Raw genomic sequence first — 15299 nt, 5'->3', positions numbered from 1 at the left:
TGTGCACCATCAGGCAGGGGAGTTCACTTGCTGAACTCGCGCTCCGCGAGCGCGAAGGTCTCCGGATCGACGAACGGCTTCCCCGACTGCAGCAACCATCGCTCCAGTTCCCGTCCGGAATCGGTGCGATAGCGGGTTTCGCCGTCTTGGGTGACCTGCACGGTCCCGTTCTGCACCAGCGCCGCGATCGCGCTGGTGCGCGTCACGAAGCCGCGATAGCCCAGGTTGTTGGCGATCTGACCGCCGGAAGCCTGAGGCAAGGCTTCGAGCTTGCGCTGGAACTCGGCGGCTTGCGCTTGCCGCAGGGTCCAAGCCGGATTCGGCACCCCGGAAAAGATGTCGAGCTCCACGGTTACGTTCTCGGCCACGGCGGTGTTTCCTCCTGACGTCGTCGGGCCCGGACTGCAGGCACACAGGACGAGCGCCAGGAGGATCCACCGGAGGCCACGGTGCGCGGTGATGGCTGCTCCTAGGCGACGAGGGCTGTGCTGTTGTTCTGGTAGAAGTATCCACAGAAGTCGGTGTAATTTCCCCGGCAACAGTTGTTGGGAGCGTATCCCTGGCCGTTGTACTGGTAAATACTGTGGCCGCAGTCATCGGTGTACTTGGCGGGTGTTCCGCCCGGTTTGTGGCCCCACCACCAGTACGGCGCGTCGGTGACGAGCCGGTAGAAGTGATAGTCGCGGTTCGGCCAGATCACCAGCACGATCGTCAGGCCGTTGGTCTGGCAGCCGTCTTTCCAGCCGTCGGCGTAAAGCCCGTTGGTCACGCCGCCGCAGGTGATGGACGTCGCGGGCTGTCCGCCGCGTCTTCCCGGTAGCGCGTAACGCACACCCGACAGGTGATTGCTGGCGAAGCAGTAGCAATTGTTCCGGCTGACATGCTCGGCTTGGTTGAACAGGGACGCGTTCGCGGTGAAGTAGTTGGAATTGCAGTCCCACCAGGACGCGCCCTCGATATGGACGTCGCCTTTACCCTCGTCGTTGGGCGAGTGCGCGCCTTCGCCGTCCAGAGCGGATATGCCGGTGCCCTCCGCGTGACGGGTGACGAATCCGACGGGATCCACGGCGTCGAAGGACGACTGCACCAGGGCGACACCGCTCGACGCGACCTCGCGCAGTTCGTCATCGACTCCGGAGTCTTGGTAATTCCCGGAGGTCCCCAGGAGCCAGTCGGCGGCCGGTTCCGTCGCGGGCCTGCTGCCGATCCGGAATTCGGTGGGCAGCGGACTGCCCCAGGCGGACGTGAGCTTGTTCCACGGTCCGTCATCGGATTTCGCCACCCGGACGAGCAGGCCCCGGTAACCGAGGCTGAACTGCTCGTCGGGAGTGACCGACGGCGACACTTGGGCCGGGTCCGCCGAGATTCTCTCGATGAGTTCCTGTTCCTCTCGGCCCGAGAGGGTCCAGGTCGGATTAGGCATACCTGAGAAGATGTCGAGTTCGACTTCGAGCATGGCTACACCTCACCTTTGACATGGGTTGTCCACGAAAGGGGGTGTTCTTTCCTCCCCCTCCCCGGATCTTGTTCTACTCCGGGGCGGCAGAGGCCAAATAGGGTCTTAGTGCTCTCGCTGCGATTCTTGGGCGACGCCTTCCCTTTCGGTCGCACTAAAGGGAATGGCGACGTGAGCACTGCCGCGAAAAGTGCCTGCTTTACTCGCGGTCCAAGGCGAGTTCGGCCCAGGTGGTCTTGTGCCCGGTGTGGTTGTCGACTCCCCAGATCGACGAGATCCTGTCGATCAGCAGCAGTCCACGCCCGCCGGAACCGCTCGGGGTACGCAACACCGGTTGGCGCGGTGAGGTGTCGTCGACTTCGATGCGGAGATATCCGCCGTGATGCCCGAGTTCGAGGCGACAGGCGCGTGGCCCGTCCCCGTGCCGATGGGCGTTGCTGATCATTTCGTCGGCCACCAGGACCGCGTCGTCCACCGTGGGCCCGCGGTAGCCGGCCAGCTCTTGCCGGACAGCTTGCCGGATATCCCTGGTGGCGGTCTTGTCCAGGTCGTAGGTCACAGTGGCCGCCGTTGTCTCGCCGCGTTCTGAAATCCTCGACTGCGTTGACATCCGCCCCACCCGCCTTGTTCTGGACGATCGAACTGGAACATCGCGCAATACTGCGAATACCCTTTGATCGCCCTGGGCAAACAGGCGGGCCGCCCGCCGCGGGATAGTGTGCGGTGATGGAAGACGTGGACCCGGCCGGGCTGGATTTCTGGTCGTTCGTGGCGCTGGCCAATCGCCGGCTCGCGCAGGAGTACGGCTTCCGTCATCAGCTGGCGACCGAGGTGCTGCTGACGCTCAACCGGGCTTCGGATCTGGTGACCTACGACCTCGAAGCCGCGGTGCACCGCCCGCGCGGCCGGTCGTGGTCGGGTTTCCGGCTGCTGTTCGTCGTCTGGCTCGCCGGTCCGCTCGAACCGAAGAGCGCCGCCCGGCTGACCGGGATGAGCCGGGCCGCCGTGTCGAATCTGGTCAAGACGCTCGTGGCGGACGACCTGCTCCACCGTGTCCCGGACGCGCACGACGGCCGCTCGGTCCAGCTGTCACTGACCGAGGCCGGGCACGCGGAGATGGTCTCGGTCTTCCGTGAGCACAATGAGCGCGAGTTCGGCTGGACGAACGCGCTGACCGAGGACGAGCAGCGCACTCTCGTGACGCTGCTGGGCAAGCTGATCACGAGCCGTGCGGAGTTCGACACCCGCAGCCGGAGCTAGCCCTTCCCGTGACCCGGTGGCCGGACTACCCTGCTCACCAGTTAGTAAATGTATGAACTAAATCGGCAGGGAGGCGACCATGACGTACCGGATGCCCGTGCTCTTCGCCGGGCTGTGCGACGACGCCGCGGTGTTCCCGCCGGGCCTGGCGCCGCTGCCGGACGCCGTCGCGGCGCACGACGAGTACGTCTCCTCCTGGTACGCCGGACTCGTCGGGCCGCTGGTGGTCGCCGCCACGGCGCTCGGTGAACTGGCCGAAGTGCTCGCGGGGCGGGATAGCCCGCTGCCGGTCGTGGTGACACTGCCCGGCGGTCCGGCCCTGCTCGACGGGGTACTCGAGGCCGTCGCCGATCTGCCGGTCGAGCTCGAAGCGCTCGAGATCGCGGTGCCGGCCGGGATGGGACCGGACGAGGTGGTCGCCGCGCTTTCCGGGGTCACCGCACCCGTGTTCGTCGAGGTCCCGCGTGACGAACGCCGCGTCCCGCTGCTGAACGCCCTTGCCGGCACCGGCCATCGCGCGAAGTTCCGGACCGGCGGTGTCCGCGCCGACCTGTACCCCGATGAAGCCGAACTCGCCGCCGCAGTCCGGGCGGCTGTCGGGGCGGGGGTTCCGTTCAAGGCCACGGCCGGGCTGCACCACGCGCTCCGCAACACCGACCCGGCGACCGGATTCGAGCAGCACGGGTTCCTGAATCTGCTGCTCGCCACGGACGCCGTCCTCCATTCCGACGGCGATCCCGAAGCCCTGCTCGCCGAGCGGGACGGCGCGGTCGTCGCCGCGCGCTTGACCGGGCTGAGCGCGGACCGCGTCGCCGCCGCCCGCGCGGGATTCACCTCATTCGGCACCTGCAGCATCACCGACCCCCTGAACGAACTGGCCGCTCTCGGCCTGCTCGAAGCGCCCCGAGGAGAGGCATGACCACGATCGACATCCCCGAAGGCTCCCTGTTCGGGGTCGACAACCTGCCCTACGGCGTGTTCTCCGTGGGCGGTGACCGCGCACGCGTCGGTGTCCGGGTGGGGGAGTCGGTCCTCGATCTGGCCGTCGCGCTCGGTGACGACGTCTTCGCCGAGCCGACCCTGAACCCCTTCATGGGGCAGGGATACGACCGCTGGGTGGCGGTGCGGGAACGGATCTCCGCGCTCGTCGCCGGCGACGTCCCGGACGACGCCGTGCACCCGGTCGGCAGTGTGACGCCGCACCTGCCGTTCGAGGTCGCGGACTACGTCGACTTCTACGCCTCCGAGCACCACGCGTCGAACGTCGGCAGGCTCTTCCGCCCGGACGCGGAACCGTTGCTGCCCAACTGGAAGCACCTCCCGGTCGGCTACCACGGGCGATCCGGCACGGTCCTGGTCTCGGGCACCGAAATCGTGCGCCCGAGCGGGCAGCGCAAGAGCCCGGCCGACACGGCACCGACGTTCGGGCCGAGCGCGCGGCTGGACATCGAGGCGGAGCTGGGCTTCGTCGTCGGCGCGGGAACACCGCTGAACACCCCGATCACCCCGGATTCGTTCCCCCGTCACGTTTTCGGCGCCGTCCTGCTCAACGACTGGTCGGCCCGCGACATCCAGGCGTGGGAGTACGTGCCGCTGGGCCCGCACCTGGGCAAGAGCTTCGCGACGTCGATCTCGCCGTGGGTCGTGCCGATCCTGGCGCTGGAAGCCGCACGGATCCCGCTGCCCGGCCAGACCGATCCGGAGCCGCTGCCCTACCTGCGGGAGAGCAGTCCGTGGGGCCTCGACATCGACCTCGTCGTCGAATGGAACGGCGAAGAGGTCAGCCGGCCGCCGTTCCGCGAGATGTACTGGTCTCCGGCGCAGATGCTGGCGCACATGACGGCCAACGGCGCTTCGTCGCGCACGGGGGATCTGTACGGCTCCGGCACGATCTCCGGGCCGGAGAAGCACCAGCGTGGCGCGTTCCTCGAATTGTCCTGGGGCGGCAAGGAACCCCTCACCGTCAAGGGCGAAGAGCGCACGTTCCTGCTCGACGGCGACGAGGTGGTGATCACCGGAACCGCGCCCGGCGCGGGCGGTGGCCGGATCGGCTTCGGGGAGGTCCGGGGGCGCGTCCTTCCGGCCGGCTGAGGATTTTTGGTCCGTGAAGGCCTCCTTGAGGGACTCAGAGTCCCTCAAGGAGGCCTTCACGGACATGCGAATACCGACCGGAACAGCGCCTCCGCCTCGTTCAGCGCCCGTGCCAGCGCCTCGGGCTCGGCTTCGAGTTCCGCGACGATCCCGTCGATGTCCCGCAGACCCGCCTGCCGCAGCAGCCTTTTCTCGTTGGTGACCCATTCGCCGCGGGACGCCAGCACCGCGTGCGCCGTCTCCATGGCGGCGGTGGCCAGTGCGCCCGCGACCTCTGTGGCCTGTCCGCGGGGGACGTGGGCGCTCCTGGCATAGCCCAGCGTCATGTTCGCCCGGCCGCGCCACATCGGCGGAGCCTTTTCGCGCAGTGCTTCCGGGTAGGCGGGGCAAGGAAGATCGCCGCGCAGGACCCGGTTGACGGCGAGTTCGGCGACCACCAGATAGCTGGGGACGCCCGCGAGATGGAACATCAACGGCTCCCAGTGGAAGCGGCCTTCGCGGGCTTCGGCGAGGTGATGTTCGACGGCGTCGAGGTCGCGGTAATGGACGTCGACCTGCCTGCCCTCGATCGTGAGCCAGGCGCCGCCGTTGAACACACCTCCGCCCCAAGCACCGATTTCGGAGACCTCACCGTCCCAGCCGGCGGCCCGCAGGTCGGCCGGGGCGAAGCCGCCGCGGTAGTAGACGGCGAAATCCCAGTCACTGTCCGGGGTGTGGGTTTGCTGGGCGCGCGACCCGCCGAGGGTGACGGCGTGCACGGCCGGCAGCGCGGCGAGGGTGTCGGCGACGTGGGTCAGGAAGGTTTCGTCGGTCATGGGTGTCCGATCTCGTGAAGGCGGCGACAAGTCGACGCCGGAGCAGGGCTCGGACGGCGTCAGGCGGGTCAGCGCGCGGTCACTTCACGGAACGGATCGTACCCGGCCACCCCGGGCCGTCGCCACGAATCGGCGACGCGCCCCAGGTCGCCTCGGCACTGCAGGTACCCAGTCCCGGCCTTAGGCTCGAAAGGTCAGCGCTCGAAACCGAACGCGAGGAGCCGAGGATGCCCACGATTCCACGACGTCTCCGCGCACCACTGACCTTTCTCCCCTTCCTGGCCGCCGTCGCGGTGGCGGCGATCGTCGGTGGGCTGGCGGCGGCTGACGCTCGCACTGTCTACAGTGGTCTGGAGCTGCCGCCGTTCGCGCCACCGGCATGGCTGTTCGGTCCGGTGTGGACGGTCCTGTACATCGGGATCGCGGTGTCGGGCTGGCTGTACTGGCGATCGAACGGAGACCGTCGCGCGCTGGTCTGGTATGTCGCGCAACTGGTCTTGAACGCCGCTTGGACTCCGCTGTTCTTCGCCGCCGGCGCCTACACCGTCGCCTTGGTGGACATCGCCCTGCTCGACGTCGCCATCGCCGTCACCGCGCTGCGCTTCCGCCGCACGTCCCGGGTTTCGGCCGCGTTGCTGCTGCCGTATCTCGCCTGGACGTTGTACGCGACCGCGCTCAACGCGGCGATCGTCGTGCTCAACTGAACCACCGGTCGAGAGCAGCCGGACGACCTCGTCACCGCACCTGTTTGGTGCTGAGCCTGCCGATCAGCTTCCAGCACCATTTGCCGCCCGTGCCGGCGAGTGTGCCGGTGGCGGAGCCGGTCCGGCCCCCGATGCTCACCGTGACGGCCACCGTGGCCTCGGTTTCGGAGACCTTCGTGACCTTGCCGACCGAGGCGTTCGACGCCTCGCCGACTCCTTCGATGACCTCGTCGATGTCGTTTTCCGCGTCCGCGCACTTCAGCGCGGTCAGCGCGGCCTTGTCGTGGGCGTTGATGCCGTCGACGATCGCCTGCGCGGTCGCCTCCGGGCTTGCGACCGCGTCGGCCTTGTCGTCGCCGAGGAAGAACCCCGGGGCGACGAACCCGGTGATACCCAGCACGACCAGCACGACGACCGCGGCGGCGACACCGATCAGCAGGCCGGTCTTGCTCTTGTTCGGCGGCGCGGGCGGCCCGCCGAAACCCTGTCCGTACTGCGGGTTCTGGCCGTAGGGCTGCTGGCCTTGGCCGGGGTACTGCTGCTGCTGGGGATACGCGCCGCCCTGCTGCGGGTACTGCTGTCCGGGGTATTGCTGCTCTGGGTACTGCTGTCCCGGGTACTGCTCCGGGTGCTGCTGTCCTGGGTACTGCTGGCCGAACTCACCCGACGGTGGCTGCCCACCCTGGCCGTAGGGCGGCTGTCCTGGCTGAGGTGGGTAGGTCATTGACGGTGCCTTTCGTTGTCTTCTTGATCAGCGGCATTCTGCTACCGGTTCCGCCGCCCTCACGCGCCGACCCCGATCGGCAGGGTGGCGGCCACCCCTCGGGCGTGCCTGCCATCGAGGCGTTCCCAGGTGATTCCGCCCCGCCGGGCGACGAGTTCCAGTTCCCGCACCGCGTACTCCACGGCTTGAGCGCCGGCGGCCGCGACCCGGATCACCGCGGTGATCCGGGGTTCGGTTTCGGTCGCGTTCCGGCGGGCTGTCACGGCGAGCGTCACGGCGGCCCGCGGTGCGGCGGCGAGCAGGCGGCGTGACAGCTGGGCAGCGAGCCCGGGGGAAAGCGGCCAGCCGTCGAGGCGGAAGGTCGCCTGCGAGATCGGGCCGCTGTGCCAGAACCGCCATTCCTCGCGGATACGGGCCCGCCCGGCGGTGACGTGCGAAAGCGACGCGAGGGTGCCGAGGACCTCGTTCTCGGCGAGTGCCCGTACCGGTAGCCCGTCGCGGCGGAGCTGACGCCGTACGCGCCGGACGGTGTTGCCGAGCGTCTGCCGGACGTCGGCGTCACGGTGCACGTCGACCGTGCGCAGTGCCTGCAGGGCGACCCAGACGCGGGGTGGACGGCTTCGGTCCGCGCCGGCGTGGTGGATCACCTGCGCGGCGACCTCCAGCGCCTGGTCCGGCGGCAGCAACGCCCCCGGCGACGGCATCGCCTGCTCGCGCGCGGCCGATTTCGGTTGCAGCACAGCGGTGATCCCGTCGGCGCTGCTGACCATGAACACCGTCTCGTCGCCGATCTCGCCGGTGGTCCCGGCCGCTTCCGGCGAGAGCAGGCTCAGCAGCGCCCGGCCGGCCTCGCCGGTGTTCCGGAGATCCCGGTCCCGGTCGCGCACCAGGTAACCCGACGCCGAGCCGAGCCATTCGTAGAGCCAGCGTCCGCGAACCCGCACGGCGGTCAGCGCCACGATCACGACGGCGGCGGTGACCACCGCGGCGGCCAGCGGCCAGGGCCGCCCGGCCACCAGGACGAGCGCGACGAGCACCAGTTGCCAGCACACGATCTGCAGCATCCCGATCCCGCCGAACCGGCCAGGACGTCGTCCCGGAACAGCCGGTGGGTCGGCCGGAGGCGCAGCGGGCGCGGGGGCGGGAAAAGGGGGCGCGGCAGACCACTGCGAGCGTTGTTCCCCTTGGCGTGCGGCGGCCAGGGTGGCGAGCGCGGCCTCGCGCGCCGCCGCCCGTGACGCGGGCGCCGCGTAGGCGAGGGGATCGGCCACGGTCACCGCCCGCGGGGCGATCGGCGCCGCAAGGGGAACCGCCTGTGGCGCGCTGAACCGCCCGTCGCTCCTGGTCGCGCCAAGATCGGTCATCGTCGAGCCTCCTCTAGCCGTCTCCTGCGCTCAGCCTCGCGGGCGAACATGAGGTTTCGATGACAGGGGGCCGGCAGACCCGGGACAGGGCGTTTCATCGAAATTTCATGGTGCCTCTCTACCTTGATCGGCATGTACGCACTACTCGCGTGTGTCCGCGATTCCCTGGTCGTCGTGGCGTGAGCACGGACGAGAAGGGCTCGAAGAAGTTCAGCGTCATCGCTCGCACCCGGGCGGCCGTGGCGCTGCTGGTCGCGGGCTGCCTGGCGCTGGTCGGGCTCGCCGTCACCGGCCAGGCGGCGACCCCGGAAGGCCTGGAGTTCGTCCAGGTCGGCCACTGGGTCTACAACGACGCGTCCGAATCGGCGTTCCACGTCGACGGCTCGACGAACCAGGTCGACGCGCGCGCGAACGTGCCCGGCGCGGAACGGGGCAGCCAGGTCGTGCAGGGGGACAACTCCGGTTACGTCGTCGAGCGGACGCGGATCACGGAGTTCGACAAGGCGACCCTGGGCGTGGGGGAGACCATGCCGCCGCCGGCGCCGGAAACCCCGTACGTGCTGGAAGTCGTGGGCGGCCCGTACCTCGTCTACCGCAATGCCGGCCAGATCGTCCGGCTCGGCGACCCGACCGCGACGGTGCCCGCAGGGGGGCCACTGTCCCGGCCGGTCGCGACCACCGACGGCACCATCTGGGTGCACCGGATCGACAGCGGCTCGATCTGTGAACTGCCCAAGGGCACCGCCGTCCTCGCCTGCACCGCGCAGCTTCCGCCGGGGCACGCGGGCGCGCTCACGCTGGTCGACGACAGGCCGGCCGTCCTCGACACCACCGGCGACGCTCTCCACCGCGTCGGCCCGGAGGGGCTCGGCGAGGCACTTCCGCTCGGCATCAAACTTTCGCCGTCGGCCCAGGTCGCCAACAGCGCCGTCGGGGACAGGCTGGCCATCGCCGATCCCGAGCGCAATCAGCTCCACCTGATCGACATCGGCGGACTGGACAACGACAGCCCGGCCGCGAAACCCATTTCCGTCGAGCTGACCAAGGGCAGCCGGTTCAGCAGCCCCGTCAGCGGCTCGAACGTCGTCGCGATGGTCGACGAGACCCGCCAGGAAGTGCTGACCTACGACAGGTCCGGCACCCTGAAGTCCACCACGAAGGTCCCCGGCCAGGGGCAGACACCGAGGCTGGCCAAGGGCGAGGACGACCGGATCTACGTCGACAGCTCGGACGGCTCGCACGTGCTGGTCGTCAACGGCCAGGACGGCAAGATCGTCGACGTCGATGTCGACAAAGCGGCCAACAGTCAGACCGCGGGCGCGCCGCCGGCGAACCCGGAACCGCCGCCCGGCAACGCGCCGCCGGCGCAACAGCCCCAGCAGCCGCCCCCGGACACGCAGGTGAAGAAGGCCGCCGCACCGCCGCCGGTGGCGAAGGCGACCCCGCCCGGCGCGCCGCGGAACGTGAGCGCGACCGCCGGGAACGGCACGATCAAGGTGTCGTGGGGTGCCGCGGCGGACAACGGCGCCCGGATCACCGGGTATCGGGTGTCCTGGCCCGGTGGCTCCACGCGGGTCGGCGGATCGTCACGCGGGACCACGGTTTCCGGGCTGGCCAACGGGAGTTCCTACGTGATCACCGTGGTAGCGGAGAACTCGGCGGGCGTCGGTGCGGGGGCCAGCGCCAAGGCGCTCATCCCGGGGAAGGCGGCCGGAGCGCCGGTCGTCACCGCGAACGCCGGCACCGGCGGGAACGTCTCGGTGAGCTGGACGCGGCCCGACCTCAACGGCGGCACGCTGGTGCACTACCTCGTGAGCGCGACGGGCAAGGGCGAGCGCAAGCTTTCGGCGACGTCCACGGAGTTCACCGGCGTCACCGGTACCGCCACCGTCACCGTCCGCGCGGTCACCAAATTCGGCTCGGGGCCCACTCTCACCGGTGCCGCGGGCAGCAAGAAGGTCACCGCGCCGGTGGCTTCGGGGCCGCCGACGATCACCATCACCCAGGTGCGGGGCAAGGACGACAAGCTGCTCGTTTCCGTGAACGCCAACGGGAAGGGCGCACCCGCGACCTGCACGGCGGAATTCTTCGGCGAGACCAAGCCGACGGCCTGTTCCGGGGCCACCACCCTGACCATCTCCGGTGTTTCGTGGATCGGCGCCATCACGATCACCGCCACCATCAAGACCTCCGCGGGCACCGCCTCGGACGAATGGCGGGGCGTACCGACCGTGAACGGCGGGGCGTTCTTCTGGCTCGGCCCGATGGCGCTGGTGGGGCTGCGCCGCCGAAAGGATAAGGAACTGTTGTGACGCTCACACCCAGGGTCGCCTACGAGGCGATCGCCGAGAACGTGCAGTCGGTGGTGCGCGGTAAGCCGGAGGTCGTCCGGCTCGCCGTGGCGGCGATGTTCGCCGAGGGCCACCTGCTGATGGAGGACGTGCCGGGGGTCGGGAAGACGACGGTCGCGCGCTGCATCGCCGCCAGCATCGGCGGCCGCTGGAACCGCATCCAGTTCACGCCCGACCTGCTGCCCGGCGACATCACCGGCGTGATGGTCTACCACCAGAACGCCGAGCGTTTCCAGTTCCACCCCGGTGGCATCTTCGCCAATGTGGTGCTGGCCGACGAGATCAACCGGGGTACGCCGAAGACCCAGGCCGCGCTGCTGGAAGTGATGGCCGAACGCCGGGTCACCGTCGATTCGGTCGCCCAGGCGGTGCCGCGGCCGTTTCTCGTGGTGGCGACCCAGAACCCGATCGAACTCGAGGGCACCTACCGGCTCCCCGAGGCCCAGCTGGACCGGTTCCTCATGCGGATCTCGGTCGGCTACCCGGATCTGGAATCCGAGATGCGCGTGGTGATGGGGGACTGCGCCGGGGTGAACCCGGACGAACTGAAGCCGGTGCTGAGCATCGAAGACGTGCAGCGGGTGATCGACGAGGTCCGGAAATCCCATCTGGCCCCGGAAATCGTCAACTACGCCGTCCGGTTGGCCGCTTCGAGCCGCACGCATCCGGAAGTCCGTTACGGGGCCAGCCCGCGCGGCAGCATCGCGCTGATCCGGGCGGCACAAGCACTCGGCGCCACCTACGGCCGCGATTTCGTCACCCCGGACGACGTCAAGGACGTCGCACATCCGGTGCTCGACCATCGTCTCGTGCTCACGCCCGACGCGGAGCTCAACCAGCGGCAGACCGCCGACATCGTCGACGAACTGCTGAGCGCGACGGCCGCCCCCATGGCCGCGATGGGGCGGTAGGCGTGCGGCTCACCCGCCGCGGCGTCCTCGTGCTCGTCTTGGCCGCCGGGTTCTACGCCCTCGGCGAGCTGGCCGGGTACACGTTCTTCCGTGCCATCGCGGGTATCGCGGCCGGCGCGGTACTGATCGCCTTGGCCACCACCAGGTTCCGGCCGAAGGTGGAGATCAGCCGGACCGTCCGGCCCGATCGGGTCGAACGCGGAAAACCCGCGCTGGCCTCACTCGTCGTGCGCAACACCGGCCAGCGCAGGCACGGTGGTTTCGCCGCGGGGGACGGGATCGGGACCGAAACGCACCGGCTCCGGGTGCGCCCGCTCGCACCCGGAGCGGAAGCCACGTACCACTACGAACTGCCGACGGCGGCGCGCGGACGGCTCCAGGTGGGCCCGCTCGTGGTGAACCGGCCCGACCTCTTCGACCTCGCCCGCGGTGACCAGACCGTCGGCGGCACGGCCTGGTTGTGGGTGCACCCGCGGCGGCACGCCGTGCGGGCGGCGCAGTCCGGGCATCCGCGCCACCACCACGAAGGCCCGATCACCGATCCGCCGCTGCGGGGTTCGGCGGATCTCCGCTCGGTGCGGGAGTACGTGATGGGCGACGAAGTCCGGCACCTGCACTGGAAGGCGAGCGCCCGGACCGGGCGGCTCATGGTGCGCGAGTACGCCGATCCGGCCCAGCCGCGGTTCACCGCCGTGCTCGACACCCGGCGCGCGTCGATGAACCCGGCCGTTTTCGAGGAGGCCGTCGAGGTGGCCGCCTCGCTGTTCTACGCGTCGGCGTCCGCCGGCCAGCATTGCCGGCTGATCACCGCGACCGGAGCGGACACCCCGGTGGACAGCGGTGTCCGGGCGGCCAGGGCGTTGCTGGACGAACTCGCCCTCGTCACGCAGAACGCGGCGGACGACGCCCCGCTGCTGCCCACGGTGCTCGCCGCCGCGCCGCGTCCCGGCGGGGTCCTGATCATGATCACCGGCCCCGACGCCGACCTCGGCCACGCCGCCCGATGGCATCCGGACACCGTGATCCGGCTCGGCGACGGCAGGCCGTCGGCGGGCGCCGGTGGCCTGATCACCGCCGTCGACGCGGCCGGTGCCGCGGCCCGGTGGAACTCCTTGGCGGGTAAGGCATGACCGCCCCGTTCGACCGGATCGCCGTCGCCGGGCTGCTCGGCGCCTGCGGTGTCGCCGGCCTGCTGTTCACACCGGTGTTCGGGTGGGCGTCGTTGCTGGTCCCCGTGCTCGTGGTCGTCGCCGTCGCCTACGGCTGCGTCGAGCTGACCGCACGGCTGCCCAAACTGGCTCCCTACCGGCCCTTGCTCGTGGTGCTGCTCGGTCTGCTCGGCCTGATCGAAACGGTGCTGACCTCGACCACGCTCGCCTCCCTGCCCACGGCGGCCTCGCTGCAGGGGCTCGCGCGCGGATTCACCGAGGGCTGGCAGCTCACCTTGCAGTCCACCTGGCCCGCCAAGCCGGTTCCCGAACAGCTGCTGTTCGTCCCGATGTCGGTGCTGCTCGCCGTCGTCCTCGGGCTGGAGTTGTTGCTTCGCCTGAAAAAGCCACTCCTGGCGTTGCTGCCGAGCCTGGCCGTCGCCGGGCTCGCCCAGACGTACCAGGCGTTGACCGGAATTCCGGCGGTGGCGGCGGCACTGGGCTACGCGCTGCCCGCCGGTGTTCTGCTGTGGGCGGGCCGCCGTGTCCGCCCCACGACCAGAACGCCGGGCGGACCGCGAGTTTCGGTGCGCTCGGCAGCGTTGCCCGCGGTGTCCACCGTGCTGGCACTGGTGGCGGGCGCCGTCGTGCTCGCCGGACTCGATCCGGTGGACCGCGATCCGTACACGCTCAAGGACGGCCAAACCGCGCCGCCGCCGCGGAACCGGCTCGGCAACCCGCTCGACGAGATCGCCCAGCGGCTCACGCGACCCGGCCAGGAGATGTTCCGGTACCGCAGTGAAAGCCCGGTCGACCACTGGCGGTTGATCGTGCTGAACGGTTTCGACGGCGCGAACTGGCTGGCCGATTCACGGTTGCGGCGCCTCGGCGCAGGTCTCGACGGCGCGCCGGGCGGTGCTGCCGGAGGCGCCGAACTGCAGATGCGAGGACTGGCGGGACCGTGGCTGCCGAGCCATCCGGACCTGACCGGCGTCGACGGCGTCACCCCGCTGGTCGACCAGTCGGCGGGCACGCTGATGGCGGAATCGGCCGGCGCGTCACGGAACTACCGGCTCAGCTGGTCTTCGCCCGAGGTCGACGCCGCCGGTCTCGGTGCCGGAGAGGTGAACGCCCAGGCGCCCGGCGGGTTCGGTGGTCTCGGCGCGGTTCCCCCGGACGTCGAGCTTCTGGCCAGGGAGGCCGTGCGCGGTCTGCGTCCGACGTTCCAGTCCGCGCTGCAGCTGGAACGGTTCCTCAGCGAGAACTATCAGGTCGCGGTGGGTGAGGACCTGCCGACCGGGCACGGCTGGCCGCAGCTGCGGCACTTCCTGCTCGAGAGCAAACGCGGGACGAGCGAACAGTTCGCCGCCGCGTACGTGGCTTTGGCGCGGATGAACGGTATTCCGGCCCGGCTGGTCGTCGGCTTCCGCGGCTCGGCCGAGACCGACGGCGGGATGAACGTCGTCCGCAACCGCGATGTGCTGGCATGGCCCGAAGTCGCCGTCTCCGGCATGGGCTGGGTACCGCTCGACCCGACCGCCACCGCGAGTAAGGCGGGGCAGCAGCAGACCGGTCTCGCCAAGACCGTCGCGCGGGCCAGGGCGCAACTGCCCGCCGAACAGGAACTCCGCCCGCCGCAGCTTCCGCCGGGTACACCCCAGGACGCCGCGGACGACCAGACCGCCGACGTCGGTGCGAGCTGGTGGTGGATCGCCTTGGCCGCCGTATTCGTCCTCTTAGGACTCGCCTGGCTCTTCGGTGTCCCGATGGCGAAGGTCATCCGCGCCCGCCGTCGGCGACGCCGGTCGGGAGCCGAGGGAGTGCTCGGCGCCTGGGACGAGATCCGCGACCGGTTGCGCGCACACGGCGTGCCCTTCCGGATCGGCATGACGCCGCGAGATCTCGCGGAATCGGCGGGTTCTCTTGCCGGAGAGGGAATCCGCGAACCGGTCGCCAGGCTGGCCAAGGTGCTGGACGTGACACTGTGGTCCGGTGTCCCGGTGGGCGACGGCGCCGTCCGGCGGGCCTGGCAGGAGGTGCACGAGGTGCGCAAGGGGCTGGCCGCAAGACCGTTCGCGGCTCGGGTGCTGGCGGCACTCGAGCCGCGGACTTTGGTGCCGATCAAGGGATCCCGCCGCGATCGGTAGCAGTGACTCGAAGCCCGTTGCCGGATTTCGGTAACGGGTTTCGAGTGGCTGGAATTGTCGGTGGCCGGTTGTAGGTTTGATCTTGTGGACACACACAGATCCGCCCCCGTGGCGCTACTCGAAGACCTTACCCAGCCGAGTCTTCTGGAGGACATCAACGCATCTCTGAGTTCGTTGGACGACAACGATTCCGTCGCTGTTGCTGTCGCGGCGTCCGCTGGGATCGCGCGTTTGGAAGCCGTCCGGTTCCGCGCGATCGCGCAGTTGAGCCGGCACCGCGATGGCGTGGGCAGTGTCGTCCAGGAAGTCGCGTTCGCGTTGTCTGTTG

14 protein-coding genes and 1 pseudogene are annotated in these 15299 nt (G+C 69.8%); 9 read left to right on the top strand and 6 right to left on the bottom strand.

Annotation, left to right across the window (positions count from 1 at the left end):
- Window positions 1–23: 23 nt before the first annotated feature.
- The 3 genes from ACLJRL_RS21155 to ACLJRL_RS21145 all read right to left on the bottom strand — a co-directional run bounded on the left by ACLJRL_RS21155 (window position 24) and on the right by ACLJRL_RS21145 (window position 2066).
- The gene (locus ACLJRL_RS21155) at window positions 24–368 is read right to left on the bottom strand and encodes a hypothetical protein (RefSeq protein ID WP_410657963.1); all 345 of its coding nucleotides are present in this window, start codon (window positions 366–368) and stop codon (window positions 24–26) included.
- A 101-nt stretch (window positions 369–469) separates the two neighbouring features.
- The gene (locus tag ACLJRL_RS21150) at window positions 470–1456 is read right to left on the bottom strand and encodes a hypothetical protein (protein ID WP_410657962.1); all 987 of its coding nucleotides are present in this window, start codon (window positions 1454–1456) and stop codon (window positions 470–472) included.
- A gap of 199 nt (window positions 1457–1655) precedes the next feature.
- On the bottom strand, window positions 1656–2066 hold the full coding sequence (locus tag ACLJRL_RS21145; RefSeq protein ID WP_410657961.1) for an ATP-binding protein: 411 nt from the start codon (window positions 2064–2066) through the stop codon (window positions 1656–1658).
- Window positions 2067–2182: 116 nt separating this feature from the next.
- On the opposite strand from ACLJRL_RS21145, the gene ACLJRL_RS21140 reads away from it, so the two are divergent.
- The 3 genes from ACLJRL_RS21140 to fahA all read left to right on the top strand — a co-directional run bounded on the left by ACLJRL_RS21140 (window position 2183) and on the right by fahA (window position 4807).
- On the top strand, window positions 2183–2716 hold the full coding sequence (locus tag ACLJRL_RS21140) for a MarR family winged helix-turn-helix transcriptional regulator (RefSeq protein WP_410657960.1): 534 nt from the start codon (window positions 2183–2185) through the stop codon (window positions 2714–2716).
- Between the two features lie 79 nt (window positions 2717–2795).
- Entirely contained in the window at window positions 2796–3635 is an 840-nt protein-coding gene (locus ACLJRL_RS21135) for a hypothetical protein (protein WP_410657959.1), read from the top strand.
- A complete protein-coding gene (gene fahA, locus ACLJRL_RS21130) occupies window positions 3632–4807 on the top strand; it encodes a fumarylacetoacetase (RefSeq protein ID WP_410657958.1) in 1176 nt (391 codons plus the stop codon). The genes ACLJRL_RS21135 and fahA overlap by 4 nt, the downstream gene beginning before the upstream one ends.
- A 56-nt stretch (window positions 4808–4863) precedes the next feature.
- Here fahA and ACLJRL_RS21125 read toward each other — a convergent pair whose 3' ends face one another.
- Window positions 4864–5622, bottom strand: a complete 759-nt coding sequence (locus ACLJRL_RS21125; RefSeq protein WP_410657957.1) for a nucleotidyltransferase domain-containing protein — start codon at window positions 5620–5622, stop codon at window positions 4864–4866.
- Window positions 5623–5849: 227 nt separating this feature from the next.
- Here ACLJRL_RS21125 and ACLJRL_RS21120 point away from each other — a divergent pair, with 227 nt between their 5' ends.
- Window positions 5850–6326 (top strand): TspO/MBR family protein, encoded by a 477-nt coding sequence (locus tag ACLJRL_RS21120; protein WP_410657956.1) that lies wholly within the window; start codon window positions 5850–5852, stop codon window positions 6324–6326.
- Window positions 6327–6357: 31 nt separating this feature from the next.
- On the opposite strand, the gene ACLJRL_RS21115 is transcribed toward ACLJRL_RS21120, so the two are convergent.
- Both ACLJRL_RS21115 and ACLJRL_RS21110 read right to left on the bottom strand, forming a co-directional pair.
- Window positions 6358–7050, bottom strand: a complete 693-nt coding sequence (locus ACLJRL_RS21115; RefSeq protein WP_410657955.1) for a hypothetical protein — start codon at window positions 7048–7050, stop codon at window positions 6358–6360.
- A gap of 59 nt (window positions 7051–7109) precedes the next feature.
- The gene (locus ACLJRL_RS21110; protein ID WP_410657954.1) at window positions 7110–8414 is read right to left on the bottom strand and encodes a type VII secretion protein EccE; all 1305 of its coding nucleotides are present in this window, start codon (window positions 8412–8414) and stop codon (window positions 7110–7112) included.
- A gap of 179 nt (window positions 8415–8593) precedes the next feature.
- Between ACLJRL_RS21110 and ACLJRL_RS21105 the strand changes: the two genes are divergently transcribed.
- The 5 genes and pseudogenes from ACLJRL_RS21105 to ACLJRL_RS21085 all read left to right on the top strand — a co-directional run.
- Window positions 8594–10726, top strand: coding sequence for a fibronectin type III domain-containing protein (locus ACLJRL_RS21105; RefSeq protein ID WP_410657953.1), 2133 nt, complete (start codon window positions 8594–8596; stop codon window positions 10724–10726).
- Window positions 10723–11676 (top strand): AAA family ATPase, encoded by a 954-nt coding sequence (locus tag ACLJRL_RS21100; protein ID WP_410657952.1) that lies wholly within the window; start codon window positions 10723–10725, stop codon window positions 11674–11676. The genes ACLJRL_RS21105 and ACLJRL_RS21100 overlap by 4 nt, the downstream gene beginning before the upstream one ends.
- A gap of 2 nt (window positions 11677–11678) precedes the next feature.
- A complete protein-coding gene (locus tag ACLJRL_RS21095; RefSeq protein ID WP_410657951.1) occupies window positions 11679–12806 on the top strand; it encodes a DUF58 domain-containing protein in 1128 nt (375 codons plus the stop codon).
- Window positions 12803–14971 (top strand): DUF3488 and DUF4129 domain-containing transglutaminase family protein, encoded by a 2169-nt coding sequence (locus ACLJRL_RS21090; protein WP_410657950.1) that lies wholly within the window; start codon window positions 12803–12805, stop codon window positions 14969–14971. The genes ACLJRL_RS21095 and ACLJRL_RS21090 overlap by 4 nt, the downstream gene beginning before the upstream one ends.
- A 108-nt stretch (window positions 14972–15079) precedes the next feature.
- A pseudogene (locus ACLJRL_RS21085) lies at window positions 15080–15299 on the top strand (HNH endonuclease); the annotation flags it as partial.

This window comes from Amycolatopsis sp. lyj-112 (genome assembly GCF_046549055.1).
Taxonomy (GTDB): domain Bacteria; phylum Actinomycetota; class Actinomycetes; order Mycobacteriales; family Pseudonocardiaceae; genus Amycolatopsis.
This window is presented reverse-complemented; position numbering and strand designations above follow the sequence as displayed.

Bases quoted from the DNA above. Each gene is read 5' to 3' on its own strand.
- ACLJRL_RS21150 (WP_410657962.1), bottom strand. From the start codon at position 1,456: ATGCTCGAAGTCGAACTCGACATCTTCTCAGGTATGCCTAATCCGACC.
- ACLJRL_RS21145 (WP_410657961.1), bottom strand. From the start codon at position 2,066: ATGTCAACGCAGTCGAGGATTTCAGAACGCGGCGAGACAACGGCGGCC.
- ACLJRL_RS21140 (WP_410657960.1), top strand. From the start codon at position 2,183: ATGGAAGACGTGGACCCGGCCGGGCTGGATTTCTGGTCGTTCGTGGCG.
- ACLJRL_RS21135 (WP_410657959.1), top strand. From the start codon at position 2,796: ATGACGTACCGGATGCCCGTGCTCTTCGCCGGGCTGTGCGACGACGCC.
- fahA (WP_410657958.1), top strand. From the start codon at position 3,632: ATGACCACGATCGACATCCCCGAAGGCTCCCTGTTCGGGGTCGACAAC.
- ACLJRL_RS21125 (WP_410657957.1), bottom strand. From the start codon at position 5,622: ATGACCGACGAAACCTTCCTGACCCACGTCGCCGACACCCTCGCCGCG.
- ACLJRL_RS21120 (WP_410657956.1), top strand. From the start codon at position 5,850: ATGCCCACGATTCCACGACGTCTCCGCGCACCACTGACCTTTCTCCCC.
- ACLJRL_RS21115 (WP_410657955.1), bottom strand. From the start codon at position 7,050: ATGACCTACCCACCTCAGCCAGGACAGCCGCCCTACGGCCAGGGTGGG.
- ACLJRL_RS21110 (WP_410657954.1), bottom strand. From the start codon at position 8,414: ATGACCGATCTTGGCGCGACCAGGAGCGACGGGCGGTTCAGCGCGCCA.
- ACLJRL_RS21090 (WP_410657950.1), top strand. From the start codon at position 12,803: ATGACCGCCCCGTTCGACCGGATCGCCGTCGCCGGGCTGCTCGGCGCC.